Genomic DNA, 25895 nt, shown 5'->3' on the forward strand with positions numbered 1-25895 from the left:
TTGCGGAGTCAGAGGCTGGTCTGGGCGGGGTAGTGTTCAAAGACTTCCTGCTCACCGTTGTCCCGGAAAAGAATCACATCGAAGGCGTCCCGGCCACGGCCTTCCACCTCCATGCCCGGCGAGCCTACCGGCATACGCGGCACGCTGAGGCCGGCGGCTTCGGGTTGCTCCCGCAGAAGACGCTTCACGTCGGAGGCGGGGACATGGCCCTCAATGAGGTAGCCGTCGATGAAGGCGGTGTGGCAGCTTGCCAGTGAGCGTGGCAGCCCGGCTTCCTGTTTGACGCGGTTGATGTTGCTGACTTCCCGCTTTTCAGCCTGGAAACCGGCGTCGCGCATGTGATTGATCCAGTCGCCGCAGCAGCCGCAGGTGGGCGAGGCGAAGACCGTGAGGGTCTGCTCCGGGGCGGCGCTGTTGTTCGCCTGCTCCGCTGTGGCGGTTTCCTCCCGGGTGCCGGAAACCAGCTGGGTGGCGCCAAGGGCGACAGCGGCGATGGCGGCCAGGCTCAGTACAGTGATGATCAGGCGGCGCATGATGGTCAGGAGTACTCTGTTGTGTTGGCTCGGTTGAAACCGATGTGTTTCACCAGTTCATCCGCGGCCAGGGGCGGGCTGATCCGTTCACCCTGGGCGAAATCGCACCGGTGTGCGTTGACGAACGTCAGGTGCGCATCGGTATCGACACCCGTTGCGGTGACCTGCATGCCCAGATTGTGGGCCAGGTTGATGATCGCCCTGACGATGACACTGTCATTATGACGGCTGGTGACGCGCCGTACAAAGCCCGGCTCGATTTTAAGCTGATGTACCGGGAAGTCCCTGACCCAGGCGAGGGAGGCGGTGCCCTGTCCGAAGCCGTCGATACTGATGGGCAGGCCCAGCTCGCTCAGCGCCCGCAGCTGCTTTTCCCGCTGGTGGCCGTTGCTGGCGAGACTGGCCTCGGCCAGCTCCATTTCCAGGGCTTCCGGGGCGATCTCACAGCGCCTCAGGGTCCCGGCGATATGCTCCACCAGGCCGCCGTCCTCAAGTTCCGGGCCGTACAGGTTCACCGCCACCGTCAGGTGGTGCGCCCCGCTCTCGCGCCAGCGCCGCAGCTGATCGCATACCAGCGTGATGGTGTGACGGGTGATGGCCGGTGTCAGGCCTGTTTCCAGTGCCGCTTCCATGAAGGATTCGGGCCCCAGGTCCCCGCGTTCAGGGTGCTCCCAGTACAGCTTGGCCTCCGCCGAAACCCATTGCCCTGTGGCCAGGTCCTGCTGTGGCTGATAGCGCAGATGGAAGCGCCTGTGCTCCAGGGCATCGTGCAGCCCCCAGTGCAGCTCCATACGCTCCCGGATCCGTTCGTGCAGGCGTTCGTTGTAGAACTGATAGCGGGTGCCGGAAAGCGCCGCCGCCTGGTTGAGCGCTGCCTCGGCACTGGCGATCAGTGACTGGGCGTCGCCCACGTGATCCGGGAAGAGGGCGACACCAATGGAGGCGGACAGGTAGCGGTCCTCGTCATCCATTCGGATGGGACGCCGGAACAGATCCCGGATGCGGTCCAACAGGTGGATCAATGATTCCAGATCCGACAGCGGGTAGCAGCGCAGGTAGAAGTCGTCGCTGCTGGCCCGGCAGAACAGGTGGTTGCTGTCTTCCAGGGTGCGCATGCGCTCGGCCACCGACATCAGCAGCTGGTCGCCGTAATCGTGGCCCATGGAGTTGTTGAGCGTCTGGAAGCTGTCCAGGTCAATCGCGATCACCGCGATCTTCTCACCGGACAGGCGTGCGCGCTGGACCGCGTAATCCAGGTCCTCCATGAAGAAGTGCCGATTGGCGAGGCCTGTCAGCGGGTCGTTGCTGGCAATGCGTTCGAGGTCAGCTACGGCACTCACCCGTCGGTCCGTTTCCTGACGCAGGGCGGCACGGGTTTTTTCCAGCAGCTGATTATGGCGTTGAAGGCCCTGTCCCAGTGCCAGCGCCAAGGTGCCCAGGGCCCCGCAGGTGAGGATCAGCGGTGGCCAGAACGGCCCCTGGTGCCAGGACAGTATGGTCCCGGCTGCAACCAGCGACAGGGTGGTGAGCCAGGCCAGCGTGAGCAGAATCGGCGGTCGGGTGTCAGCACTGAACAGCGAACGCAGTGACATCGGGGTCGGGCCTCAGGGCCGGAAGCGGTGGTTCCTCAGTGTAGGAAAGTGTGCACAAATGTCCACGGCCGCTATGAGCGCTGGCGGGACGCCCCCAGTGTAACCGACACCGAGTCCGAGAAACGCAGGGCATGGGGCTTGTCGATTTCCACCTCGGCCTCCAGAACAGCCTCGGGCTCCATGGCCAGGTCCAGGACTTCACGGGTCATCCGTTCCAGCAGTGCAAAGCTGTTGCCCTCGACATACGCAATGATGTTCTTGGTGATGGTGCGGTAGTTCAGCGCCGCCTCGATGTCGTTATTGCGGATGGCCTGGTCGGCGTCATACAGCAGTCGGATGTTGATCACTACGTCCTGACGGTTGTTGATCTCCTCCTCCTTGATACCGACGTAGGTGCGCAGGCGGAGATCCTTGATGCGGATGGTGGCGGTGCGTGCGTCGGTCATGGCGGCCCCGTGGCGGTCAGCTGCGTTTGAGCAGGGTCAGGAATTCCATGCGCGTGGCCTGGGATTCACGGAAGGTGCCCAGCATCACTGAGGTCTTCATGGTGGAGTTCTGCTTTTCCACCCCGCGCATCATCATGCACATGTGATGGGCCTCGATGACCACCGCCACACCCTTGGCACCGGTGACCTCCTGGATGGCCTCGGCGATCTGGCGTGTGAGCGATTCCTGGATCTGCAGCCGACGGGCGAACATATCCACGATGCGGGCACACTTGGAAAGCCCCAGGACCCGTCCGTTGGGCAGATAGGCCAGGTGGCACTTGCCCACAAAGGGCAGCAGGTGGTGCTCGCACAGGGAGTAGAGCTCGATGTCCTGGACCGCAACCATCTCATCATTGGAGGATTCAAAAATGGCACCGTTGACGATCGAATCCAGGTCCTGATGATAGCCATGGGTCAGGAATTCCATGGCCTTGGCGGCGCGTTCGGGCGTCTCAGCCAGGCCCTCGCGTTCCGGGTCCTCTCCCAGCCGCTGGATGATGTCCCGGTAATCGGCCGCCAGCCCCTCAGTGTTGTGCTCCATGGTGTGCTCCCGGGTTCAACCCATCGTTGATCAGCGATCCATTATGCCGTTCGCCCGAATCCCATCATAGATAGGCTCAATGGAGGACGGCGGACGGATTATCTCTTTTTCTCGGTTTACGACGCAATGAAGGCACTGGATCAGTGCTACAGGCTCGTTGCATATTGCACATTGCGATAGACTCAGCCGCCGGAAGACAGAATCGTCGTACAACAGACAGGGAGAGACCGTGATGGACCGGATCGAGGGGGAATCCCATGGACTGCAGCGCTGGCAGGAGGCCGGGTGCTGGTTCATGTACGGCGAGCATGCGGTCTTCAGCCGTATCGGCGGTCGGGGTGAGCCCCTGCTGCTGATCCACGGCTTTCCCACGGCCTCCTGGGACTGGCACCGATTGTGGCCGGCGCTGAGTGAGCACTACCGGCTGCTGGCGCCGGACATGCTGGGATTCGGGTTCTCGGACAAGCCCCAGGATCACGACTATTCCATCATTGAACAGGCGGACCTGATCCAGGGCTGGCTGGAGCAGATGGGCGAGGAACGGGTGCATGTCATGGCGCACGACTACGGGGCGACCGTGACCCAGGAGCTGCTGGCGCGCCAACGCGAGGGCAGCCTGGGATTCCGCCTTGAGAGTGTCGCCCTGATGAATGCCGCGCTCTTCCCGGAGGTCCACCAGCCCATCCTGATCCAGAAACTCCTTCTGGGGCCGCTGGGCGGGCTGGTGAGCCGGGCGCTGACCCGACGGGTGTTTGAAAACAGCCTGGGGCGCATCTTCGGCGCGGCCACCCAGCCCACGGCACGGGATATCGAGGATTTCTGGCAGCTGCTGATCCACAACAACGGGCGCGGCGTCATCCATCGCATCATCCACTATATGGAAGAGCGCCGGGTTCACCGGCACCGCTGGGTGGGTGCGCTCCAGGCCATCGATCAGCCGGCGCTGCTGATCTGGGGCGGGGCGGATCCGGTCTCCGGGGCCCCGATGCTGGCGCGTTACCGCGAGCTGGTCAGTGACCGCGGGATTGCACTGCTGGACGACATTGGTCACTATCCGCATTTCGAGGCGCCCGCGGAAACGCTCCAGCACTACCTGGCCTTCCGTCGCCGTATTGCACTGGGTAATGACTGACCGCGCTGATGACCGATTCCATACCGCCCCTGAGCATCCATGCCGGTGACCGCGCCCTGGCACGTATCCGTGAACGCGGACTCCATCCGGGGGATGTGGGCACCATTCCCGGCGCGGCGGGTGGCCCCAAGGCTCTGGGGCTGCTGGGGCTGGACCGGGTACTGTTCGGGGACTGGCTGGAACGGGCACCGCGAGAGCGCACTCTGATCGGCTCGTCCATTGGCAGCTGGCGTTTTGCCTGTGCCTGCACGCCGGAGCCGGTGGCCGCTCTGGAGCGCCTCGGGGAGCTCTACACCACCCAGCGCTTTCCGAGAGGGATAACCCCGGCGCAGGTTTCCGAGCAGTGCCGGGAGATGCTGCAGGCGCTGCTTGGCGGGCATGAGGCCGCCATCCTTGAGCAGCAGCGTTACCGTCTGAACGTGATGGTGGCACGCTCGAAAGGGCTGGTGGCTTCGGACCACAGGCCGCTGCTGATGGCCGGTCTGGCGCCGGTGGTGCTGGCGAATGCCATTCACCGGCCCTGGATCCGGCTGGGGTTTGAGCGGATGGTGATGCACGATGAGCGCGCCGAGCCCCCACTGGATGCCTTCAGCGACTTCCCCGGGCGTTATGAGGGACTGAACGCGGGCAACCTGCAGGCCGCGCTGCTGGCCTCAGCCTCGATTCCCTTCGTGATGAACGCCGTGGACACAATCCCCGGTGTTGCGGGCCACTCGTTCCGGGACGGCGGCCTGACCGATTACCATCTGGACCTTCCCTACGCCGGGGACGATCTTGTCCTCTATCCGCACTTTACCCAGCGGATCGTGCCGGGCTGGTTCGACAAGAGCCTCCCCTGGCGCAACGGGGATCCCGAGCGCCTGCGCAACCTGGTCCTGATCGCGCCCACACAGGCGTACCTGGAGGGGCTGCCGGATGGCAAGCTGCCGGACCGTCGGGATTTCCCGGCCTACCGGGACGATGACGCCACGCGCGAAGCCCACTGGCGCCGGGCCATGGCTGAGAGCCAGCGGCTGGGGGACTACTTCCTGGAGCTGGTGGACAACGACCGCGTGGCCCAAGTGGCGAGGCCGCTGTCCGAACTGGGCTGAGGCTCAGTCGCGCGTCCGGTCCTTTTCCAGCTCATCCACCCGTCGGCGCAGCTCGCGGACCTCCTCAAGCAGGTCCAGTGACAGGGCCACGCCGGGCAGGTTGACGTCCAGATCCCGGCGCAGCCGTTCCGCTTTCTTGACCCTGACCAGATCCTCACCGGCAAAGATCCATTCCCGTGGGCTCCGGCCCTCGCGCGGCTGTACCACGCCGAACTCCACCAGCTCGATGACATATTCGGCGTTGACCTGGCAGTCATGGCAGAGATCGCGCAGTGTCAGCCGCATCAGCTCGTCCATCATCTCGGCTTGAGGCGTTCTGCTGCTCATGATCAGACTCCCAGGTGGTCGCGTGGGTTGAACGGCACTTCCTCGCCCAGCTCGCGGAAGAGGTCGCGGCTGCGCTCGGTCTGTTTCGGCGGCATGGCGATCTGGAGTACCACGTACTGGTCGCCGGCCGTCTTACCGGGCATGCCCTTGCCGCGCAGGCGCAGCTTCTTGCCTTCGCGCGTGCCTTCCGGAATGGTGAGCGTCGCTTTGCCGCCCATGGTGGGTACTGTAATGCGACCACCCAGCGCCGCCTCCCAGGGGGTCACGGGCACAGTTACATACAGATCGCCGCCCTCCAGCCTGAAGTGTGGATGGGGAGCGATCTGGATGTCCAGATAAAGATCCCCGTCCGGACCGCTGCCCATGCCGGGCCCGCCCTGGCCGCGCAGGCGTATGGTCTGGCCGTCGCGCACGCCGGCGGGTACCTTCACTTTCAGGGTGCGCTCGCGGCGCTGGACACCGCCGTCAGGCCCGGGTTCCGGCTGCTGCATGCGCAGGGACTTCTCACAGCCGTTGTAGGCCTCCTCCAGGAACAGCGACAGCTGGTGGTGGAGATCCTCGCCGCGCATGGCGAAGCCCTGGCCGCGCTGCTGCCGGAAGCCGCCTCCGGCGCCGCCGAAGATGGATTCAAAGAAGTCGCTGAAGTCCATGCTGTCCGCACCGGTGAACCCGCCGCGCGAGAAGCTGGCACCGGATTCCCAGTCGGGCGGCGGATCAAAGCCACCGTCCGCCGTCTGGCCATACTTTCGGAGCTGGTCGTACTCAGCGCGTTTCTCGTCGTCCTTCAGGACCTCGTAGGCCTCACTCACTTCCTTGAAGTGGTCCTCGGCGTCCGCTTCCTTGCTTACATCCGGATGGTACTTGCGCGCGAGCTTGCGGTAGGCGGACTTGATCTCGGACTTGGAGGCGTCCTCGTCCACGCCCAGTATCTTGTAGTAATCCTTGAATTCCATTGGCGAACCTCTGTTCAGAATCTGGCGCCGTGTTCAGGTCATCTCTGCTCACAGAGGTGGTGGCGAATCACTGCTATTCAATGGGGCCACGTGGTGAGCAGACCACACGGAAGCCCTGGCAGTGGGAAAGCGCGTCCACGATGGCGCAGATACGTACCTGCACGGACAGGGGCTCGCCCCCAGGCTCCGTGAGCCAGGTGTCCAGGGTGGTGTGGCGGGCCTCGCGACGGCTGGTTTCCAGGGCTTCATCAAGACGCTCGTGTTCGGATTCCGGAAGGAGAGAGGCAAAGCATTCGCCCGCCAGAGTGGAGGGGGTATGCCCCAGCCAGCTTTCAACCTGGGGCGAGACATAGCCGATGGTCCGGGCATCATCCAGCTCCAGGGCAATACCGGTGCCCAGGCGGATGAAGTCACGGGTCCGTTGTTCACTGTCTGAAAGCGCCCGGCTCATTACTTCTTTTTCGAGGCGTTTGTTCTCAAGGGCGCGGCTGTCGCGCTGGCGCAGCCGTTCCAGGCGCACCTCGCGGCGGATCATGAGTCGGTGGGCACGCACGAGCTGCCAGGTGACCAGGGCCATACCAACGCTCAGAAGGACACCGCACAGCAGAAGGAGGCCCGGGAAGACCGGGTCGTCGCCGGTGGTGGCTGCACGGGCCAGTGCCTGGCGGGTCTCGGACCACAGCAGCAGGCTCAGAGCCAGCCCCACACCCAGAACGATCGGGGGCAGTGCCCGGTACCAGCCCGGCTGATCGGTATCGGGTACGCTTTCCGGTTCCATCGTCCTGGCTCCCCCGCTGTCTGCCTTGTTTCACTGTAGCGCAGTGGTGTGCGCAGACCAAGCGGTGGGTGTCTCAGGCCGGCGCGCGAGCCCGCACGAGCCAGAGGAGAAGGAAGAAACCGAAAGCGGCCACCACTACCGAGGGGCCGGCTGGGGTGTCCACGTGCCAGGACAGGGTCATGCCTGCCACCACCGAACCCATGCCCAGCAGGGAGGCGATCACCGCCATGCGCTCGGGGGTGGCGGCCAGCGGCCGGGCGGCGGCTGCGGGTATGATCAGCAGAGCGGTGATCAGCAGAACCCCCACGATCTTCATGGCGGTGGCGATCACCAGCGACAGCATCAGCATCAGCGCCAGCCGCAGCAGACCGGTGCGGTGGCCCTCCACTGTCGCCAGTTCCTCGTGGATGGTGATCATCAGCAGGCCGCGCCAGAGCCAGACCGTGAGCATCAGGATGAAGGCGCCGCCGAGGGCGATCCAGAGCAGGTCCCGCTGGTTGATGGCGAGCAGATCCCCGAACAGGTAACCGGTCAGGTCGATGCTGAAATCCTGCATCATCCCCAGCACCACAAGCCCGATGGCCAGGGAGCTGTGGGAAAGGATGCCCAGAAGGGTGTCGCTTGCCAGTGACTGCTGGCGTGAGAGCAGCATCAGGATCACTGCCAGCAGTACACACACCAGGACGATGCTCAGGTTGAGATTGGCCTGGAAGGCGGTGCCCAGCGCGATGCCCAGAAGGGCGGAGTGCGCCAGTGTGTCCCCGAAATAGGCCATGCGCCGCCAGACCACGAAGCAGCCCAGGGGCCCGGCGACCATTGCCACCATCAGGCCGCCCGCCATGGCGCGCCAGAAGAAGTCGTTCAGGATCAGGTCGATCATGGCACGGTCTCTCCGTGCACGTCATGGCTGTGGTTATGGTGGTGATGGTAGACCGCCAGGGTGTTGGCCAGGTTTTCGCCGAACAGCTGGGTGAAGGCCGGATCCTGAGAGATCTGTTCCGGCTGGCCGCGGCAGCAGATGTGACCGTTCAGGCACAGCACCGTGTCCGTCGAGGCCATGACCACGTGCAGGTCATGGGAGACGGTCAGTACCGCGCAGTTGAGCTCATCGCGCAGGGAGCGGATCAGCTCGTAGAGCGCGGACTGGCCGTTAACGTCCAGCCCCTGGGCCGGTTCGTCCAGCACCAGCAGCTGGGGGCGGCGCAGTATGGCCCGCGCCAGCAGTACCCGCTGGAACTCGCCGCCGGAGAGGTGATGCACGGACTCGTCTGCCAGCTGGGCCACGCCGGTGCGCGCCAGGGCCGCCTCAATGGCGCTGGGGTCGCCGCCGGCGAGCCCGAGGAAGCGGCCCACCGTCAGCGGCAGGGTAGGCTGGAGGGTCATGCGCTGGGGCACGTAACCCACCCGGGTACCCGCGCGCTGGCGCACATGGCCGGAGCTGGGCTTCTCGATGCCCAGGATCAGCTTGATCAGGCTGGTCTTGCCAGCGCCATTGGGGCCGATGACGGTGACGATGTCCCCTTCGCTCATGCTGAAGGTCAGGTCGTGCAGGACATGGGTTTCGCCATAGCGCAGGCCGGCGTCCTCCAGTGATACCACGGGTTCAGTCATGGCCGTCTTCCTCCCGACAGGCGGGACAGAGCCCGGTCACTTCGGCCACTGTCTCCTCATTTAGGAACCCGTGGCTCCGGGCCTCACTGTCGATGGCCTTCTGTATGCCGGATGCCTCAATCTCCAGCACGTTGTGGCACTGGCGGCAGATCAGGAAGCAGCCGGTATGGTGATGGTCCGGCTGGTTACAGCCCACAAAGGCATTGAGCGAGGCGATCCGGTGAACCAGGCCCATCTGCAGCAGGAAGTCCAGAGTGCGGTAGACGGTGGGTGGTGCCGACCGGCGGCCTTCCCCGTTGAGGATATCGAGAATGTCATAGGCCCCAAGGGGCCGGTGGGACTGCCACACCAGTTCCAGTACCTGTTCCCGCAGCCGTGTCAGGCGTGCGCCTTTCTCGGCGCAGATACGTCGGGCGTCGCTGAGGGCCTGGCTGACGCAGGCCTCATGGTCGTGGGAGCGGTAGGGCAGTGGATGCGTCATATGTTACAGGGTAACACTGGCTCCACAGGGACGGAACCTCAGCCGGCGGCGCGCTGGGCCAGGTCCTCGAGCACCGACATGTCCGGAATCACACAGTGCTCCCCCTCGAAAACGACCTCCATCAGGGTCGCGTCGCCGGCTGCTTCGGGCTCCCGGCGCAGCTCTTCGGGGCTGACCTTGGCCTGGCGGGGGATGCCCCGGGTGGCCATGGCCATGAAGGGCATGGCCTCATGGTGTTCGGTGATGGTGTTGAGCACCAGTATACGCCCGCGCCGACCCTCGGGCGGGAAGGGGTCGCCGCCGTTGGCTGCCTCCCAGGACAGCACCGGCAGACTCACGCCCCGCCACTGGAGCCGGCCGAGCACCCATTCCTGGTCCTCGTCCGCCGGGTCGGGCTCGTAGTCCACGATCTCGGCGATGGAGACGTTGGGCAGAAGCAGGGTGGTGTCCTGGACCGGGATCAGCACGCAGGACAGTTGTTCGGGGTTCTCCGCCATGATGGGTTCCTTGCAGGTCGAATCAGGCTGAATGGCATCGGGAGCGGCCCGTCAGCAGGGTCTGTTCCTCGAGCACGCGCAGAAGCCGTGCCGCCAGCTCGCGTGGATCGCCCTGGAAATCCACCGTGCCGGTGGCCTGGACGGATTCCGGCATGGCCGGGCTGGCGCAGGTATCCGGGCGCTGGACCCAGACGTGACCGCCCGCCTGGTTGAGGGCGGGCGCGGCCAGAGCGCCGTCGTTGCCCATACCGCTGAAGATGATGCTGTGACAGTGGCCGCCGTGCACCCGGGCGATGTGGGTCATCACCTGGTCGATGGAGGGGCCGTAGGGGCCGGACCAGGACTCCTCGTGTAGCTGGATCCGGGCGTCCCCGTCCAGCCAGAGCGCCTGTTCCACGGGCACTTGCAGGATCTCACCGCAGCGCAGCGTGCGGTCCTGTTCGGCATTGACCAGATGCCATTCCGAGTCGCGGGTCAGCACCCGGCTGAGCACGCTGCTGAAATGGGCATCGATGTGCTGGGCGTAGACGAAGGCGATGGGCAGACGCCCGGGCAGGGCATCGAGGAAGGCCTTCACTGCCGCGGGGCCACCCAGTGAGGCGCCCAGAACCCAGAGCTCCCGGGCCGGTTCGTCCTCTCCCACAGGTTCCAGCCAGTTGGGCATGGGCAGGCGTTCCCGGGTTTCCGGCTGCGCGGCCAGTGCATCCAGGCTGCCTTCATTCTCAAGAGCCTCCAGGCGGCCCAGCTGGTCCTCCAGCTTGGCGAACAGGCGCCGCTCCCAGCGCACGTATTCCTGGCGACCCGGCTCCGGGGCCGCGCCCGGGCCGAACAGCAGGGGGCGCTCGTCCTCCGCCAGCAGCGCCTCGATCAGCTCCGGATATTCCTCCTCATCGGTGAGTTCCACCAGGCAGAGATCCGACTCGGGGGCCGGGTCCAGGGTGGCAAAACGCTCCGGGTCGCCGATGAACGCGACGGGCAGGCCGTGCCGGTCCAGCGCCTGCTGCAGCCGGTGGCGCTGGAGCACGTCGTCGGCGATGACGATCACGCCCCTGCCCGTGCTCATTGCTCCGCTCCGACGCTGGCATGCTCCATGATGGTGTCCAGCAGCTCCTGCTCCTGGAACGGCTTGCCGAGGTAATGGTTGACGCCAATGGCCTCGGCCCGCTCCCGGTGCTTATCGCCGGTCCGGGACGTGATCATGATGATGGGCACGTCGCTGAGCTTACTGTCATGCCGGATGAAGCTGGCCACTTCGAAGCCATCCATACGCGGCATCTCGATGTCCAGAAGGACAATATCCGGGCGCCGGTCCTGGAGCTGGCCGACGGCGTCCAGCCCGTCCTTGGCCAGCAGCACCTCCATACCGTGGCGTTCCAGCAGCCGCGAGGTGACCTTGCGGACCGTAACCGAGTCGTCCACCACCATGACCTGGGTGGCGCGCTGTTCACGCGGCGTCTCGCCGGTCTCGACATGGGCCAGCATGCGCTGGCGCTGGGCCAGGATGTCGCCACGGATCATGGCCGGCAGGTCGAGAATCACCACAACGTTACCATCACCAAGGATAGTGGCACCGGAGACGCCGCGAACGCTGCCGAACTGTGGCCCCAGGGATTTGACCACGATCTCGCGGCTGCCCATCAGGCTGTCCACCTGCAGGGCCATGGGCTGGTCGGCGCCACGCACCAGCATCACGGGCAGCGGCAGGGCCTGACCCTGGAGCTTCGGCTGGCTCTCGGAATTGAGAAGGGCGCCCAGGTACTGCAGGCGGTACTGTTGGCCGGCGTACTCGTACATGGGGGCGTTGGGCTGGTAATACTCCTCCAGCTCATAGGTGGAGACCCGCACAATGCCCTCGATGGTGTTCAGCGGGATGGCGTAGTAGTCGTCTCCGATGGTGACCATCAACGCCCGGTTCACGGACACCGTGAACGGCAGCCGCACCGTGAAGATGGTGCCTTCGCCCAGAGTGGAGTCGATGTCCAGGCTGCCGCCGAGCTGCTTGATTTCGCTGGCCACCACGTCCATGCCCACGCCACGCCCGGAGATCTGGGTGACGGAGGCAGCGGTGGAGAAGCCCGGCTGCAGGATGAACTGCAGGATCTCGTGATCGGTCAGGTCCTCGCCGCTTTCCAGCAGTCCCTGCTTGATGGCCTTCTGGCGGACCTTTTCCGTGTCGATCCCGCCGCCGTCGTCCCTGAGGCGCAGGACCACTTCGCCGCCTTCGCGGCTGAGGTCCAGGCGCACGTTGCCGGTGGCGGGCTTGCCGGCCTGTTCGCGTTCGCCGGCATCCTCGATGCCGTGGTCGATGGCGTTGCGCAGCATGTGCTCCAGTGGTGCCACCATGCGGTCCAGTACCGTCCGGTCCAGTTCCCCCTCGGCGTTGTTCACTTCGAAGTGGGCCTTCTTGCCGGTCTCGCCGGAGATCTGGCGCACGATCCGGCGCAGGCGCGGCACCATCGAGGAGAACGGCACCATGCGCGTCTTCATGAGCCCTTCCTGGAGCTCGGTGTTGGTGCGTTGCTGCTGCAGCAGCAGCGTCTCGGCATCACGCACCTTGTCGCTCATGGTCTCGCGCAGGTCGGCAAGGTCCGAGGCGGATTCCGACAGGGCCCGTGACAGCTGCTGGATGGCCGAGTAGCGGTCCATTTCCAGCGGGTCGAAGTCCTGGTCGTAGTCTGGACCGAATTCCTGTTCGGCGCGGTGCAGGATCTGGGCTTCGGTCTCGATCTCCATCCGGCGCAGCTGCTCGCGCAGGCGGTCGGTGGTGGCCGCCATTTCGTCCAGGGTATGGCTGAAGTCGCTGATCTGCTGCTCCAGCCGACCGCGGGTGATACTGGTCTCACCGGCGAGGTTGACCATCTCGTCCATGAGCTGGGCATTGACCCGCAGGGTCTCCTGGGCGCTGCGGGCCAGTTCGGCCCGGCGCTGGTCCCGGGCCTGCTGCTGGGGCTGGGTCTCCTGGCCCGCGGGACTCGGTTCCGGGGTGGTCTGTGCCTCGGGCTGCGCGGGCTCTTGCGGTGACTCAGCGGTTTCCGCGGGTGCTTCCGGCTCCTGTGCCTGCGGGGCCTCGGTTGCCGCCCCGGACGGTTCCTCCCCCGTATCCCCCTGCCAGGTGCGGCGGACCTGTTCCACGCGGCTGATGATCTCGTCGTGGAGGCCGTGGATTTCCTCCCACTGGGCTTCCGAGGGCTGATTGCCCTCGGATTCAATGCGCGAGAGCAGGCTCTCGAACCGGTGGGCCTTTTCACCCAGGGTGGTCAGCTCGGCCAGCCGGGCGCCGCCCTTGATGGTGTGAAGGGCGCGCTGCGCTTCCTGGCTGTGGGCGGCTTCATCGCCGTCCTCGGCTCTCTGCCAGGCGGCCAGGGTGTGATCCAGGGTGTCCACCAGCTCGCCGGCTTCCTCCAGGAAGATCTCGAGGACTTCCGGATCCACGTTGCTGGGGTCGTCTTCCGCCTCGTCGCCCGTTGTGGCTTCGCCGGCTTCCGCCCCGGTCGCATCGGCCGCGAGTGACTCACCGGCCTCGACCCGGTCGAGCATTCCGCCCAGCCGGGTCAGGCTCTGCTGGCTGAAGCTCAGGGCCTGGTGGCTGTCGCCGGCGCCTTCGATGACGCTGTCGAGGGTGCTTTCCCAGGTATCCGCGAGCTCGGCAATGGGTTCGAGTTCGGACAGGCGGGCACCGCCCTTGAGGGTGTGCAGCTCTTCGCGCATCCGCGCCATGGGCTCACCCTGTTCGGGGTCGCCTTCCCAGTCCCGGACGGCCTGCTCCAGGGCATTCTCAATCTCGCGGGCTTCGTCCAGGAAGAGAACACTGAGTTCATTTTCGGGCGCGCTTGTGGGCTCTGCTTCGGGTTCGGCGGCGGTTTCCGCTGCCGATGCCTGCTCCGATGTTTCGGGCTCGGGCTCTTTGGCTTCGGTCTCTGCTGCCGGGGTGGCCGTTTCGCCCCGCATCAGGGCGTGCACCCTTTCGGTCAGCTCATCCGCCGGTTCACAGGGTTGGAAGGCACTGGTCTGATCCACCATCCGCGCCAGTGCGTCATGGCAGGCGAGCAGGGTTTCGCCAGTGGCTTCGCCCAGCGCCAGTCGCCCTTCGGCCACGCGCTCGAACAGGTCCTCCAGCGAGTGCGACAGGTCCGCGATGGGCGCGATCTCCGCCATACGGGCGCCACCCTTGAGGGTATGCAACTCACGCTGGAGCGTTTTGGCCAGCTCGGTGTTGTCCGGTTCGGAAATGTACTGGTGCAGCGCCTCCCCGGTGCTGTCGATCAGTTCATGGGCTTCCTCGAGGAAGATTTCCGCCAGTTCCGGGTCGATGTCCGCGCTGGCCTCCCCGCCACTGGCGGTCTCATCCTGTTCTACAGGCTCAGGCTCAGGCTCAGGCTCAGGCTCAGGCTCAGGCTCAGGCTCAGGCTCAGGCTCAGGCTCAGGTGCCGGTTCCGCTTCGATGTCTTCGTTCAGGGCTTCGTCCATGGACGCCAGATCCCCGCCAAAGCGTTCCTCGAAGACCTGTTGTTCGGCGTCAGTGCGGGCCTGACGCAGGTCTGCCGCCTGTTCGTTGAGGCGGGTCACGAGCCCGGCCGGGGATTCGGTGGCAAGCCCCGCGGCCAGCTGGTCCATGAGGTTGATCATGGCCTCGTGGGCTTCCCGCAGCAGCGGTGTCAGCTGGTCCACGGGCAGATCCGTGGTTTCGATGACTTCCTCGTAGAGGTGCTGCAGGGCCCCGGCGAGTTCACTGACGTGCTGCACCTGGGCGCGGTCGGCACTGGCACTGAGCGTGGCCAGGCTGTCGATCAGGGCCTGCAGGGGCGCTTCGCCCGTATTGCCCTCCAGCCACTGCTCAAGGGTCTGGTCGGCGTCGAGCAGCTGTTCAATGCCTTCATTGAGGAAGATGCTGATCAGGCTGTTGTCGCCGGCCGCCCCGGTCTCGGGCGAGGTGGTGCCGGCCGGGGGCGCCTCGTCGGGGTAACGTGCCTGGTGCAGCTCCCGCAGGTCGGTGAGGAACGCATCCGTTCCGTCGAGCGGGGTCAGGGGATCGCTGGTCAGGCGATCGAGCCCCGCCTGCACAAAGTCGCGCACCCGCCGGATGAGGCTGATCACATCGGCGTCGGCCCGGTCGCCCGCGGCCCGGGCCCGTTTGACGAACTTCTCCATGGGCGCGGTGACCCGGGCGATGGGCTCAATGCCGGCGGTGTGTGCGCTGCCCTTGAGGGTGTGCAGCGCGCGCGACAGGTTATCGGTGTAGTCGGCTGTTTCCTGGTCTTCGGCGTCCGCCAGGAAGGTGTCCAGCGCCTCCAGGTGGCTGTCGGCCTCGGAACGGAAGATGTCCATGAGCATCGGGTCGAGCTCGGGCTCTTCGACGTCTGCTGGCTCTTCGGCCGGGGCTTCGGGAGCCGGGGCTTCGGGCTCGGCTTCCGGCATGGGTTCGGCGTCCAGAACCTCACCACGTGCCAGGGCATTGGCGCGCTCCCCAAGCCGTGTGGTGTCAATGGAGGGTGCGCGCTGTTGCCGGAAGTCTTCCACCAGAGTGGGGATGGCATCGGTCACCTCCTGCAGCACCGATGCCATGTCATCGCTCATGAAGAGGGTGCCGTCCAGGACGCGGTTGAGAGCGTTCTCCACCGCCCAGGCCAGTTCGCCGATGCGTTCCGCCTCGACCATGCGTCCGCTGCCCTTGAGGGTATGGAAGGCGCGGCGGACTTCGGTGAGGGCGCTGGTGTTCTCGTAGCTTTCCAGCAGCCGAGGCAGGTATTCATGGATGGTTTCCAGGACTTCCTCTGCCTCCTCGATGAAGATATCGAGGATCTCCTGGTCCACCAGCGGCTCGTCGGCGGTTGCCGCCTCTGTTTCCGGTGCCGGCGCTGCGCTGGCTTCAGGCTGTGGCTCCGTGTCTGTTTCCCTGTCTTCTGGCTCTGGCTCTGGCTCTGGCTCCTCGCGAACGGCGTGCTCCGCGTCCGTGTCCTCGGGCTCTTCGGCGTTGCGGGTATCCGCGAGGCCGTGTGCCTCGTTCATCAGGTCGTCCACATCGCCGGTGGCCTCACCGTCACGGAAGGACTGGATCAGACCGGGGAGTCGTTCGATCACCCGGTCGAGCAGGCTCATAATGCGCTCACCGGGCTGGATGGAGCGGTCCAGAACGCGGTTCAGCAGGTTCTCGACCGACCAGGCAAGCTCGCCGATGCTGGTTGCTCCCACGAGGCGGCCGCTGCCTTTGAGGGTATGGAAAGCGCGGCGCACTTCGCTGAGTGCCTGATGGTTCTCGTAGTCAGCCCGGAAGGTCGGGTAATGCTGCTGGATGGCCTCCAGAACTTCATCGGCCTCTTCCACAAAGATCTCAAGGATGTCGTCATCCAGCAGTTCGGAATCGCGCTCCTTGGGCGGCTCCGCGGTGGCGGCGGCAGGGCTGTCGGCGGGCGCCGCTTCGGTGGCTTCATCGGCTTCCGGTTCGGGGGCGGTGCGGGTCGGTTCGCGTCCGGGTGGGAACCCGAGACTTTCCAGGCGTTCCTCGGCCATGGCCAGGATGGCATCGTTGTCGTCGATGCCGTCCATCAGCCTTTCCAGGTGATATTCGATGCTGGTGATGGCGTCCGCGAGGGTATCGAGCTGTTCCCAGTTGGGAGTCCAGACGCCGTCAATCAGCACGTCCTGGATGAAACGCTCGCAGGCCCCCAGGGCGGTGGCGGTGCGTTCCAGCGGAATCAGGTGCAGGCTGCCGCGGATGCTGTAGAGCAGTTCCGGCACGCCACTGATGGCTTCGGTATTCCACTGGGATGCGATGAAGTTGACCACACCGGTCTTCACCTGCTCCAGCGCGTTGCGGGATTCGCGCAGCACGGCGCCGCCGGCTTCGGTGGCCTGGATGCCGGTGATGCGGTGATCGGTACCGTGCCCGGCATCGGACGGTTGTTGGCTCTCGCCTTCAGAGAGGCCGGAGATCGCGGCTTCCACATAGAGCAGTGCCCCGGCGATGTCCATCAGTGTGCCGTCGTCCACGGCATCCGCACTGGCTGACAGTTGCTCGATCCGTTCGATCTGGTCGTTGATGACCCGCTGGCTGGTGCCCTGTCGCAGCATGGCGAGGGTGTTGGCCACCTGGCGCAGCCCGGGTAGAAGTTCCGCGAGATCGGCGTTGCTGCGCTCGTGGGCACGCACGAACAGGTCAAGCCGATCCTTGATGGTGTTGAGTTCCTCGGTAAGCACTTCCACCACCGAGGTCATGGCCGCCCGCGCCGGCGCCTGGCTCTGGCCGTGGTCGCCGGTGTCGTCCGGGAGCGCTTCCCGCAGGCGGTAGCGTTCCACCATGGTGCTGACGCGCTCGCTCTCGCAGTCCACGCCACGGGCAACGTAATAGAGCAGGTTCTTGAGGGTATCCTCGGGAACGGACTGGCTGAGGATGGTGTCGCTTTCGCTGATCAGCCGCTCCAGCTCGCCATCGAGATCGCTGATCAGTGCCAGGGTGGCTGCGCCCATGGGGTTGTGGCCGGATTTCAGGGTATCAACAAGGGCGCCCGCGGCCTGCCAGATCTCACCCTGTGGGGTTCTCTGGCAGAGTTTGATCAACCGGGTGATGACCTTGTCGAGATAGTCCAGGTGGGTGTCCACATCCTCGCCCCGCTCCAGGCCGGCACGGGCGAACTGGAACATCTGCTGGAGCTTGCGCACCTTGTCGAGCACACCGGAGGCGGTTAGGCGCTGGTTGACCTGGGCCGGTGCCTGAAAACGTGCCGGGCTCAGATCCGGGTTGAACAGGGCGCTGGCGGAGAGGAAGGTCTCGCCGCGTGCGGCCCGCAGGTCATTGAGCAGCGGCAGCAGCCGCAGTGGCACATCCTCGCTGCGGGAGTGCAGGGTACTGAGGTAATCCGGCAGCTGCAGGATGCTCTGCATCAGGCTGCCGATGGCCGTGTCGCTGTCCCCGGGTTCATGGTTGAGCAGGGCTTCGGCCAGGGCTTCCATCTCCGCCGCGACCAGGCTGGCGCCCTCGAGCTGGACCATCCGGAGTGTTCCGTGAACCTGATGCAGGTGGTTCAGGCAGAACCGGAGCTGGGCCAGATCCTCGCGGTTCTCGGCAAAGGCTTCCAGCGCATGCTGGCTCTGTCTGAGCGTTTCCTGGATTTCGCCCCTCACCCAATGGAGGGAAAGGCTGTCATCGTGCTGGGCCATGATCACTCCGGTTGCCATTCTGGGGGGTCCGATCGCTGCCAGGCGAGGACCTTACGTGCTGCCACAGGGGTCAGCTCCGGGTGCTGCCAGTCTGTCAGTTCGCCCTGCCCGAGAATCAGTAGTCCGCCCGGGGCGAGCAGATCGGCCAGTCGGTTGGCGATGTCCCGCCGCCGCCAGCGGCGGAAGTAGATCAGTACATTCTGGCAGAAAATGATGTCCATGCCGTGCATGGGCGCGTGTCGCAGTTCAAGAATATTGAGCTGGGAGAAGCTGACGCGCTTCCTGAGCTCCGGAATCACGGAGACACTGTTGTCTGTAAGGGTCTGGAAATAGTGTGACTGCCAGTAAGGCGCCGTGCCCGCCAGCCGACGCGGTCCGTACACACCGTGGCGGGCTTTATCCAGTGCCACCAGGCTGATGTCGGTGCCAGTAACGCCGAAATAGCGGCGTCCTGCTGCCTCGCTGGCCGCCTTATGCAGGATCATGGCCAGGGTGTAGGCTTCCTCGCCGGTGGCGCAGCCTAGGCTCCAGGCCTCCAGTGTTCTGCAGTTGGGCTCCCGATAGCGCTCGCGGGCATAATCGGCTACCAGTTCAAACGCATCCGCGTCGCGGAAAAAGCGGGTTTCCTGAACGGTCAGCCGGTCCACCAGGGTCGCCCATTCGGCGATGGCCCCGGGTCCGTACATGACCTTCTCGTAGTAGGCCTGATAGCTGGGAAAACCGAGTTCCCGGAGGCGGGTGCCCACATTGGCTTCCAGGAAGGAGCGCCGCTCCGGGGTCAGCGTCATGCCGGTACGCGATTCAAGCAGGTCCCGCCATTGCTCGAACTGGGCATCATCCATAGCCATTCCCGGCGCGAAGCCGGGCATGGCCATTGTGGATGGGTTGTCGTTTTCAGCATTGACCATGGTACGCCCGCACCTGACCGCTGGTTCTGATTAACGGACTGTCGGGACATCCTGGTCGCTGTCATCCCCGTCATCCATGGGCTCGTCCTCGTTGGAAATCTGCGGGGCTTCCGGCACTGGTTGTGCCTCCTCGCCCTCGCCGGCCGTCTCCGGCAGCTTGAACCCGGCCACGGACTCACGCAGCTCGGCGGCCATCTCCGCCAGATTGCCGATGGACTCGGCGGTCTGGTTGGTGCCTGAGGACGTCTGGGAGGTGATCTCCTGGATCACGTTCATGGTGTTGGAGATGTGCGCCGCTGAAGACGACTGCTGGCGCGCGGCATTGGAGATGTTCTGGATCAGTTCCGCCAGGTTGGTGGAAACGTTCTCGATCTCTTCCAGTGCCACACCGGCGTCCTGGGCCAGTCGGGCGCCACGCACCACCTCGGAGGTGGTGTGCTCCATGGAGATGACGGCCTCGTTGGTGTCGGACTGGATCGTCTTGACCAGGGCCTCGATCTGCTTGGTCGCTGCGGAGGAGCGTTCCGCCAGCCGCTGGACTTCGTCCGCGACCACTGCGAAGCCACGGCCCGCGTCACCGGCCATGGAGGCCTGGATGGCGGCGTTCAGCGACAGGATGTTGGTCTGGTCGGCGATGTCGTTGATCAGCGATACGATGTCGCCGATCTCCTGGGAGGATTCACCCAGGCGTTTGATCCGCTTGGAGGTCTCCTGGATCTGCTCGCGGATGTCGTCCATGCCCTTGATGGTGTTCTGCACCACTTCGGCGCCCTTCTTGGCGATGGATACCGAGCGTTCCGCCACTGAGGAGGATTCGGAGGCGTTCGACGACACCTGGTCGATGGAAACGGCCATTTCGTTCACGGCTGCCGAGGCACCGGCAATCTCCTGGGCCTGATGCTCCGAGGCCTCGGCCAGCTGTTTCGCCGTGGCCTGGGTCTGCTCGGCGGAGGAGGCCACGTTCACGGCCGTGTCGCGAATCGACTGCACCAGGGTGCGCATCTGGTCGATGGCGTAGTTGATGGAGTCGGCGATGGCACCGGTGAAGTCCTCTGTGACCGTGGCCTCGGTGGTCAGGTCACCGTCGGCGAGGTCGGCCAGTTCGTCCAGCAGCCGCAGGATGGCGTTCTGGTTCTGTTCGTTCTGCTCCTGGGTCTCGCGCAGCCGCCGTTGCGAGGCCTGATACAGAGCCACGCCGATGGCGATGATGTTGGCCAGGATGGCGATGAGGATCACGTAGGCCCACAGCGGCGTGACGATGTGGCTGCGGTTCTGCACCAGGGAGACCAGCTCCGAGGTTTCGCTGAGCAGTTCAGGGCTCTGGCTGAAAATGGTGTTGGCGGAGTCCCGCGCCTGGAACAGGTCCGGGGAGAAGTTGAGGATCCGGTCGACGTTTTCGTCCACCACGCTGAAGAGCTCGTTCTCGACATATTCGAGGATGAACTGCGCGTCCGGATCCTCCAGCGCGCTCACATCCATGGACTCGTCGCCGCGAAGCTGGGCGTTGAGCACCCGGCCGAAGCGCTGGGCGTCCTGGCCAAACTGGTTGGCGGCCACCACCGCGTCCTCGTCACCACTGAGGATGTTGTTCACGCTCCGGGCGATACGCTCGGCCAGCAGCGACTGGCGCTGGGCCAGTGAGATCTGCTGGGGGGCTGCTTCGGTGTTGATGAGGATGTCCACCACGTCCTCGTATTCCACCTGCAGGTCCGGAATGATGCTGTTGAGTTCGCCGGCCACCTGGTGCAGCTCCAGGACGGCGCCGCGGGTGGCGAGGATCTCATCCGCGTTGGTCCGTACATCGTTCCACAGCGATTGCACCCCGGTTTCCCCGGTGAGCTCGAGCGGGGGCAGGCCGGTTTCCGGGTTGCCTTCGCGCAGATAGCCCCAGAGCTCATCGAACCGGTCGCGGGAGCTCTGGAGCTGGTCGAAGGCCGACTCGGTGCCGCCGGCGGCCTCGGTGGCGTTCTTGGCGATCTCCTGGGAGAGCACCCGCAGGTCACCCGCGTAGTCGATGTACTGGGCATCATGGCTGCTGTTGCGGTTGATCAGGAACAGCACCACCACCAGCGCAATGGTCAGCACCCCGAGCAGACCGATCAGACCCACAATGGGCCGGTTGGCGCTCTGCGCTGAGATGAATTTTCCGGCACGGTTCTGCATTTTCGGCTCCTGGCCTGTCACTCTGATGTTGTTTTTGATTGATGGATCCGGTGGCTACCACGCGCGCACTACCAGTGCGCCACATCCAGAAACTGTTCATTCTCGGCCAGCGCGAGCGTGGAAAACACGTTCCACACCTCGTCGCTGCGCTGGTAAGCCCCCCGCAGGCAGGGTTTCACCGCGGCGGGAGGATCCTCCGGGTCCGGTACATGACTGTCGACACTGAAGTACTGCATTCCGAGCACGTCATCCACCACCAGCCCGCTGAACAGGTTGCCCTGTTCGATGACCAGCACGCGGCGTTCACGCAGGGCGCCGGCGGGCCTGGGTAGACCAAAGTAGAGGGCCAGATCGGTGATCGGAAGCAGACGGCCACGGACGTTGGCGACGCCGAGCATGAAGGCACGGACGCCGGGAACTGGAGTGAACCGGGGGACGTCCAGGATTTCGACCACCTCACCCATGGGGGCCACATACCGCTGGCCCGCCAGGGTGAACCCGATACCGCTGAACAGTTCGACCGCTTCTTCCTGCTTGGGCAGCCCGGCCGCCTGTTCACGGCTGCGCCGGGCAATGTCGGTCAGGACGCTGAACGGATCGGCTTCGGGGGAAGTGGCCTGCGCGGACATCCGGAGCTCCTGTTCAGCTCAGCAGGTCGTCGATGGTCTTGAGCAGCTCGTCCTCGGGCACAGGCTTGACCAGATAGCCACGGGCGCCCTGGCGCGTGCCCCAGACACGGTCTGTTTCCTGGTCCTTGGTAGTCACGATGACCACCGGGATGTGCTGGGTTTCCGAACTGCGGGTCAGCTGCCGGGTCGCCTGGAAGCCGTTCAGTCCAGGCATGACCACGTCCATGAGGACCAGATCCGGCTGCTCCGAACGGGCGATGGCCACGCCGTCGGAGCCATTGTCGGCACTGAGCACTTCGTGGCCGTTCTTGGTCAGCAGTCCGGAGATCTTTTTCACCTCTGTGGGTGAGTCGTCAACGATCAGGATGCGAGCCATGGGTTCCTCTACTCTGGGTCGTCAAATGATGGGCATGCCGGCGCTGTTATTCCTGGCGTGCGGGCATGTGGTCGCGGATGGTGCCGAGCAGCTCATCCTTGCTGAAGGGCTTCGTCAGATACTGGTCCGACCCCACGATGCGGCCCTTGGCCTTGTCGAAGAGGCCGTCCTTGCTCGACAGCATGATCACGGGTGTCTGCTTGAAGGCATCATTGTTCTTGATCAGGGCGCAGGTCTGATAGCCATCAAGCCGTGGCATCATGATGTCCACGAAGATGATGTCCGGCTGGGAGTCCGCGATCTTGGCGAGTGCGTCAAAGCCATCGGTGGCGGTGATGACTTCGCAGCCCACTTTCTTGAGAAGGGTTTCAGCGGTGCGACGGATGGTTTTGCTGTCGTCGATCACCATGACTTTGAGGTTTTCGAAGTTATCGTCCATTGTCCAACAGCCCTGCGCTAGAGATAGAGATCATTATTGTTGTCGGCGGCCCGGATGGCGTCCAGTGCCCGTGCTTCGGCCTCAGTAAGAGGCGCCGTTTTAACACAGATCCCGTGCATGTTCTATATAGCCCCACTGTTATAGCGGACGATGGCCCGGGCCTCCAGCGGCACCGTGTCACTGATTGTGATCTGTCTCACTATATGGGCGCCATGCAACAGCCTGCAAAGCCAGCTTGCAGAACCGCTGCCCTTTTTCCAGCATAGCAGGTATTCTCTGGCACGCATTTCCGGCACATTGCCGGTCCGTTAATCCGTCTCCGGGAGGCCCCCTGATGAGTGTGACCCTGGGTGTGGTCATGGATCCGATCGAACGGATCAGTTTCAAGAAGGACACCACGCTGGCATTGCTGCTGGCGGCCAGGCGCCGTGGCTGGGCGCTGCGCTACATGGAGCTCGACGACCTCTACGTGCGCGATGGTGCGGCCCGGGCCAGGACGCGCGAACTGGAGGTGTTTGACGATCCGCAGCACTGGCATGAGTTCGGCGAGACCCGGGATCAGGATCTGGGTGAGCTGGACGTCATCCTGATGCGCAAGGACCCGCCGGTGGACGACGCCTTCACCATGGCCACCTGGATTCTGGAGATGGCGGAGGGCCAGGGCGCGTTGGTGCTCAACCCGCCGCATACATTACGTGATTGCAACGAGAAGCTGTTCGCGACGCGCTTTCCCCAGTGCATTCCGCCGCTGGTGGTCAGCCGGGATCCGGAGAAACTGCGTGAGTTCCACAGCGAACACGGCGACGTCATCATGAAGCCCATGGACGGCATGGGCGGTAAGTCCATCTTCCGGGTGCGGCCGGACGACGAGAACCTCAGTGTGATCCTGGAAACCCTGACGGAGGAGGGCACGCGCACCGCCATGGCCCAGCGTTACCTGCCCGAGATCCGCGACGGCGACAAACGCATCCTGATGATTGACGGCGAACCTCTGCCATACTCCCTGGCGCGCATCCCGGGAGCGGGTGAGAGCCGGGGCAACCTGGCCGCAGGCGGGCGTGGCGAAGGCCGCGAACTCACCGACCGGGACCGCTGGATCTGTGAGCAGGTGGGCCCGGCCCTGAAGGCGCGGGGTCTGCTGTTCGTGGGCATTGATGTGATTGGCGACTACCTGACGGAAGTGAATGTGACCAGCCCCACCTGTGTGCGCGAGCTTGACCGGGCCTTTGACGACGACATCGGCGGACGCCTGATGGAGGCCATTGCAGTGCGCCTGGACAACCGGGCCGGCTGAGGGCTGTTGTGGCGGAGGTAACGCATACGGATCGCCTGGGGCTGACGCTCTTTGCAGCCCTGGTGTTTCACGGTGTACTGATCCTGGGGGTGGGGTTCGCGCCGGAAGACCCCTCGACCACGGATCACAGCATGGACGTGACCCTGGCCACCCAGCCGAGCGCGGAGACGCCCGAGGACGCGGACTTCCTGGCGGAGGCGGCCCAGAAGGGCAGTGGTGATGCGGACTTCGTCCAGGAGGTTACGGCCACCGAGCCGGCGCCGCTGTCCGCCCCCGAAACCCGCCAGGCCGTGCCGCCGCGGCCCGAACCCCGCCCCGAGAGTGGCGGGACCACCAGCCGTGTCACCACGCAGGCCGAATCCCGCCGCGAGGTGCCGGAGGACAGCGAGGAAGACCGGGAGGCCCCGGAGCGGGACAATCCCCATGAAACCCTCCGGGAACGCAGCCAGGACATCGCCAGCCTGGAGGCCCGGCTCAGCCAGCAGCAGAACCAGTACGCCAAACGCCCCCGTATCACACGGGTCACCGCCGTCTCCACGATGGAGGATGCCGGCGCCGCCTATGTGCGCAACTGGCAGCAGACCATTGAGCGCACGGGCAACCTCAACTACCCAGAGGAGGCGCGCAGGCGGGGGCTGCACGGCCAGGTGCGCATGCTGGTCGCCATCAACCGCGATGGCAGCCTGCGCGAGCTGGAGGTCCTGCAGTCCTCGGGGCACGCGGTTCTGGATGACGCGGCCCGGCGCATCGTCCGCCAGGCGAGCCCGTTCGAGGCCTTCAGCGGACGCATGGCCGAAGAACAGGATGTGCTCGAGATCATCCGCACCTGGTCGTTCCAGCCCCGCGGTCTCAGCGGCAGCGCCCCGGATAGGGGATAACCCCTCTTGTACGCACGCCGCAGGCAAGGAATACTGCGGCCATGAGCACGCAGCCGGAATTCCTGACGAATCAGTTCCTCATCGCCACCCCTTACCTGGCGGATCCGCGCTTCGAGGGGTCGCTCACCTATATCTGTGAGCACAGTGATGAGGGGGCCATGGGCCTGACCATCAACCACCCGCTGGATCTCGACCTGGGGGATCTTCTGTCGCAGCTGTCGATGGAAGGCGAGCCTCCCCATGCGCCCGTCTACCAGGGCGGCCCGGTCCAGCCCGAACGCGGCTTTGTCCTGCACCGGCCGGTGGGCCACTGGCAGAGCTCGCTGGCACTGACCGACACCCTGGCGCTGTCCACCTCGCGGGACATTCTCAGTGCCATCGCCGTGGGCGAAGGGCCGGCGGACTTCCTGATGCTGCTGGGGTATGCCGGCTGGTCGCCGGGGCAGCTGGAGGAAGAACTGGCGGGGGATGCCTGGCTCACCTGCCCGGCGGACGAAACCATCCTGTTCGAGCGTGAACCGGGGCAGCGTCTCAACGCCGCCCTGGAGAAACTGGGCGTGAGCCCCGGCCACCTCAGTGGAGGCGTGGGGCATGCCTGAGAGCCGGAGCCTGATGGCCTTCGATTTCGGTGAGAAGTGGATCGGTGTGGCGGTGGGGCAGGAGATGCTCGGGTACGGTTCCGGCAAGGCGCGGCTGAAGGCGCGGGACGGGATCCCGGACTGGAACCAGGTGGCGGAGCTGGTCGAGGACTGGCAGCCGGATCTGTTCCTGGTGGGGCTGCCGCTGAACATGGACGGCACCGAGACCTGGCTGTGCCATCTGGCCCGCAAGTTCGCACGACGGCTCGAAGGGCGCTATCATCGCCCCGCAACCATGGTGGACGAACGCCTGACCACCCATGAGGCCAAGCAGGAATCGCTGGCACAGGGCCGGGTGCCGGATCACGCGGATGAGGGCGTGGACCGGCGCGCGGCGGAGCTGATCCTCGAGACCTGGTGCGCCTCGGCCAGTGACTGACTACAGGAGCCTC

At 65.0% G+C, this 25895-nt stretch carries 24 protein-coding genes; 6 read left to right on the forward strand and 18 right to left on the reverse strand.

All coding sequences use genetic code 11. The annotated features are described in order from the left end of the window. Positions 1–8: 8 nt before the first annotated feature. The 4 genes from GLW01_RS04035 to folE all read right to left on the reverse strand — a co-directional run bounded on the left by GLW01_RS04035 (position 9) and on the right by folE (position 3154). Positions 9–533 carry a DUF411 domain-containing protein gene (locus GLW01_RS04035; RefSeq protein WP_151440123.1) on the reverse strand — a complete coding sequence of 175 codons (525 nt, stop codon included), beginning with the start codon at positions 531–533 and terminating at the stop codon, positions 9–11. A gap of 5 nt (positions 534–538) precedes the next feature. Continuing rightward, entirely contained in the window at positions 539–2125 is a 1587-nt protein-coding gene (locus tag GLW01_RS04040) for a putative bifunctional diguanylate cyclase/phosphodiesterase (protein ID WP_160898214.1), read from the reverse strand. Positions 2126–2196: 71 nt separating this feature from the next. Then, entirely contained in the window at positions 2197–2571 is a 375-nt protein-coding gene (folX, locus tag GLW01_RS04045; RefSeq protein WP_151440121.1) for a dihydroneopterin triphosphate 2'-epimerase, read from the reverse strand. A gap of 16 nt (positions 2572–2587) precedes the next feature. After that, complete coding sequence (folE, locus tag GLW01_RS04050; protein ID WP_151440120.1) at positions 2588–3154, reverse strand: GTP cyclohydrolase I FolE; 567 nt, start codon at positions 3152–3154, stop codon at positions 2588–2590. Between the two features lie 232 nt (positions 3155–3386). On the opposite strand from folE, the gene GLW01_RS04055 reads away from it, so the two are divergent. Together GLW01_RS04055 and GLW01_RS04060 are read left to right on the forward strand one after the other, a co-directional pair. After that, entirely contained in the window at positions 3387–4286 is a 900-nt protein-coding gene (locus GLW01_RS04055) for an alpha/beta fold hydrolase (RefSeq protein ID WP_160898215.1), read from the forward strand. Positions 4287–4294: 8 nt separating this feature from the next. Then, on the forward strand, positions 4295–5377 hold the full coding sequence (locus GLW01_RS04060; protein WP_160898216.1) for a patatin-like phospholipase family protein: 1083 nt from the start codon (positions 4295–4297) through the stop codon (positions 5375–5377). 3 nt (positions 5378–5380) lie between these two features. Here the strand turns inward: GLW01_RS04060 and GLW01_RS04065 are convergent, their stop codons facing one another. From GLW01_RS04065 to pilG, 14 genes are all read right to left on the reverse strand, one after another. Then, the gene (locus tag GLW01_RS04065; protein ID WP_151440117.1) at positions 5381–5704 is read right to left on the reverse strand and encodes a chaperone modulator CbpM; all 324 of its coding nucleotides are present in this window, start codon (positions 5702–5704) and stop codon (positions 5381–5383) included. A gap of 2 nt (positions 5705–5706) precedes the next feature. Further along, positions 5707–6657: a DnaJ C-terminal domain-containing protein gene (locus GLW01_RS04070; protein ID WP_151440116.1), complete on the reverse strand. Its 951-nt coding sequence runs from the start codon at positions 6655–6657 to the stop codon at positions 5707–5709. A gap of 73 nt (positions 6658–6730) precedes the next feature. Beyond that, positions 6731–7435 (reverse strand): PAS domain-containing protein, encoded by a 705-nt coding sequence (locus GLW01_RS04075; protein ID WP_160898217.1) that lies wholly within the window; start codon positions 7433–7435, stop codon positions 6731–6733. A 73-nt stretch (positions 7436–7508) separates the two neighbouring features. Beyond that, the gene (locus tag GLW01_RS04080; protein ID WP_151440114.1) at positions 7509–8315 is read right to left on the reverse strand and encodes an iron chelate uptake ABC transporter family permease subunit; all 807 of its coding nucleotides are present in this window, start codon (positions 8313–8315) and stop codon (positions 7509–7511) included. Further along, positions 8312–9046, reverse strand: a complete 735-nt coding sequence (znuC, locus tag GLW01_RS04085; RefSeq protein ID WP_151440113.1) for a zinc ABC transporter ATP-binding protein ZnuC — start codon at positions 9044–9046, stop codon at positions 8312–8314. The genes GLW01_RS04080 and znuC overlap by 4 nt, the downstream gene beginning before the upstream one ends. Further along, the gene (locus tag GLW01_RS04090; RefSeq protein ID WP_160898218.1) at positions 9039–9527 is read right to left on the reverse strand and encodes a Fur family transcriptional regulator; all 489 of its coding nucleotides are present in this window, start codon (positions 9525–9527) and stop codon (positions 9039–9041) included. The genes znuC and GLW01_RS04090 overlap by 8 nt, the downstream gene beginning before the upstream one ends. 38 nt (positions 9528–9565) lie before the next feature. Further along, a complete protein-coding gene (locus GLW01_RS04095) occupies positions 9566–10024 on the reverse strand; it encodes a chemotaxis protein CheW (RefSeq protein ID WP_151440111.1) in 459 nt (152 codons plus the stop codon). A gap of 22 nt (positions 10025–10046) precedes the next feature. Beyond that, positions 10047–11087 (reverse strand): chemotaxis protein CheB, encoded by a 1041-nt coding sequence (locus GLW01_RS04100; RefSeq protein WP_160898219.1) that lies wholly within the window; start codon positions 11085–11087, stop codon positions 10047–10049. Next, a complete protein-coding gene (locus tag GLW01_RS04105; protein ID WP_160898220.1) occupies positions 11084–18178 on the reverse strand; it encodes an Hpt domain-containing protein in 7095 nt (2364 codons plus the stop codon). The genes GLW01_RS04100 and GLW01_RS04105 overlap by 4 nt, the downstream gene beginning before the upstream one ends. A gap of 2 nt (positions 18179–18180) precedes the next feature. Further along, positions 18181–19086: a CheR family methyltransferase gene (locus GLW01_RS04110; RefSeq protein WP_286173214.1), complete on the reverse strand. Its 906-nt coding sequence runs from the start codon at positions 19084–19086 to the stop codon at positions 18181–18183. A 30-nt stretch (positions 19087–19116) separates the two neighbouring features. Continuing rightward, a complete protein-coding gene (locus tag GLW01_RS04115) occupies positions 19117–21249 on the reverse strand; it encodes a methyl-accepting chemotaxis protein (RefSeq protein ID WP_160898221.1) in 2133 nt (710 codons plus the stop codon). A 68-nt stretch (positions 21250–21317) separates the two neighbouring features. Then, positions 21318–21878 carry a chemotaxis protein CheW gene (locus GLW01_RS04120; RefSeq protein ID WP_151440108.1) on the reverse strand — a complete coding sequence of 187 codons (561 nt, stop codon included), beginning with the start codon at positions 21876–21878 and terminating at the stop codon, positions 21318–21320. 13 nt (positions 21879–21891) lie between these two features. After that, entirely contained in the window at positions 21892–22254 is a 363-nt protein-coding gene (pilH, locus tag GLW01_RS04125) for a twitching motility response regulator PilH (protein ID WP_095616183.1), read from the reverse strand. Positions 22255–22300: 46 nt separating this feature from the next. Beyond that, positions 22301–22693, reverse strand: coding sequence for a twitching motility response regulator PilG (pilG, locus tag GLW01_RS04130; RefSeq protein WP_095616184.1), 393 nt, complete (start codon positions 22691–22693; stop codon positions 22301–22303). Positions 22694–23027: 334 nt separating this feature from the next. On the opposite strand from pilG, the gene gshB reads away from it, so the two are divergent. From gshB to ruvX, 4 genes are read left to right on the forward strand one after another with little or no spacing between them, the layout of a single operon-like run. Further along, positions 23028–23987: a glutathione synthase gene (gene gshB / locus GLW01_RS04135; RefSeq protein WP_151440107.1), complete on the forward strand. Its 960-nt coding sequence runs from the start codon at positions 23028–23030 to the stop codon at positions 23985–23987. Positions 23988–23995: 8 nt separating this feature from the next. Next, positions 23996–24865, forward strand: a complete 870-nt coding sequence (locus GLW01_RS15780) for an energy transducer TonB (RefSeq protein ID WP_160898222.1) — start codon at positions 23996–23998, stop codon at positions 24863–24865. 41 nt (positions 24866–24906) lie between these two features. Beyond that, positions 24907–25464, forward strand: a complete 558-nt coding sequence (locus GLW01_RS04145) for a YqgE/AlgH family protein (RefSeq protein ID WP_192497295.1) — start codon at positions 24907–24909, stop codon at positions 25462–25464. Next, positions 25457–25882 carry a Holliday junction resolvase RuvX gene (gene ruvX / locus GLW01_RS04150; protein ID WP_160898223.1) on the forward strand — a complete coding sequence of 142 codons (426 nt, stop codon included), beginning with the start codon at positions 25457–25459 and terminating at the stop codon, positions 25880–25882. The genes GLW01_RS04145 and ruvX overlap by 8 nt, the downstream gene beginning before the upstream one ends. Positions 25883–25895: the final 13 nt, after the last annotated feature.

Origin of the sequence: Vreelandella halophila (genome assembly GCF_009856365.1) — a bacterium.
Taxonomy (GTDB): Bacteria; Pseudomonadota; Gammaproteobacteria; order Pseudomonadales; family Oleiphilaceae; genus Halospina; species Halospina utahensis_B.

Excerpts from the sequence above, each read along its gene's own strand:
- GLW01_RS04055 (WP_160898215.1), top strand. The coding sequence starts at position 3,387 with ATGGACCGGATCGAGGGGGAATCCCATGGACTGCAGCGCTGGCAGGAG.
- ruvX (WP_160898223.1), top strand. The coding sequence starts at position 25,457 with ATGCCTGAGAGCCGGAGCCTGATGGCCTTCGATTTCGGTGAGAAGTGG.
- GLW01_RS04075 (WP_160898217.1), bottom strand. The coding sequence starts at position 7,435 with ATGGAACCGGAAAGCGTACCCGATACCGATCAGCCGGGCTGGTACCGG.
- GLW01_RS04095 (WP_151440111.1), bottom strand. The coding sequence starts at position 10,024 with ATGGCGGAGAACCCCGAACAACTGTCCTGCGTGCTGATCCCGGTCCAG.
- GLW01_RS04100 (WP_160898219.1), bottom strand. The coding sequence starts at position 11,087 with ATGAGCACGGGCAGGGGCGTGATCGTCATCGCCGACGACGTGCTCCAG.
- GLW01_RS04110 (WP_286173214.1), bottom strand. The coding sequence starts at position 19,086 with ATGGTCAATGCTGAAAACGACAACCCATCCACAATGGCCATGCCCGGC.
- znuC (WP_151440113.1), bottom strand. The coding sequence starts at position 9,046 with ATGACTGAACCCGTGGTATCACTGGAGGACGCCGGCCTGCGCTATGGC.
- GLW01_RS04105 (WP_160898220.1), bottom strand. The coding sequence starts at position 18,178 with ATGGCCCAGCACGATGACAGCCTTTCCCTCCATTGGGTGAGGGGCGAA.
- GLW01_RS04090 (WP_160898218.1), bottom strand. The coding sequence starts at position 9,527 with ATGACGCATCCACTGCCCTACCGCTCCCACGACCATGAGGCCTGCGTC.
- GLW01_RS04040 (WP_160898214.1), bottom strand. The coding sequence starts at position 2,125 with ATGTCACTGCGTTCGCTGTTCAGTGCTGACACCCGACCGCCGATTCTG.
- GLW01_RS04115 (WP_160898221.1), bottom strand. The coding sequence starts at position 21,249 with ATGCAGAACCGTGCCGGAAAATTCATCTCAGCGCAGAGCGCCAACCGG.
- gshB (WP_151440107.1), top strand. The coding sequence starts at position 23,028 with ATGAGTGTGACCCTGGGTGTGGTCATGGATCCGATCGAACGGATCAGT.
- GLW01_RS04035 (WP_151440123.1), bottom strand. The coding sequence starts at position 533 with ATGCGCCGCCTGATCATCACTGTACTGAGCCTGGCCGCCATCGCCGCT.
- GLW01_RS04120 (WP_151440108.1), bottom strand. The coding sequence starts at position 21,878 with ATGTCCGCGCAGGCCACTTCCCCCGAAGCCGATCCGTTCAGCGTCCTG.
- GLW01_RS04065 (WP_151440117.1), bottom strand. The coding sequence starts at position 5,704 with ATGAGCAGCAGAACGCCTCAAGCCGAGATGATGGACGAGCTGATGCGG.
- GLW01_RS04145 (WP_192497295.1), top strand. The coding sequence starts at position 24,907 with ATGAGCACGCAGCCGGAATTCCTGACGAATCAGTTCCTCATCGCCACC.
- folE (WP_151440120.1), bottom strand. The coding sequence starts at position 3,154 with ATGGAGCACAACACTGAGGGGCTGGCGGCCGATTACCGGGACATCATC.
- GLW01_RS04060 (WP_160898216.1), top strand. The coding sequence starts at position 4,295 with ATGACCGATTCCATACCGCCCCTGAGCATCCATGCCGGTGACCGCGCC.
- folX (WP_151440121.1), bottom strand. The coding sequence starts at position 2,571 with ATGACCGACGCACGCACCGCCACCATCCGCATCAAGGATCTCCGCCTG.
- GLW01_RS04070 (WP_151440116.1), bottom strand. The coding sequence starts at position 6,657 with ATGGAATTCAAGGATTACTACAAGATACTGGGCGTGGACGAGGACGCC.
- pilH (WP_095616183.1), bottom strand. The coding sequence starts at position 22,254 with ATGGCTCGCATCCTGATCGTTGACGACTCACCCACAGAGGTGAAAAAG.
- pilG (WP_095616184.1), bottom strand. The coding sequence starts at position 22,693 with ATGGACGATAACTTCGAAAACCTCAAAGTCATGGTGATCGACGACAGC.
- GLW01_RS04080 (WP_151440114.1), bottom strand. The coding sequence starts at position 8,315 with ATGATCGACCTGATCCTGAACGACTTCTTCTGGCGCGCCATGGCGGGC.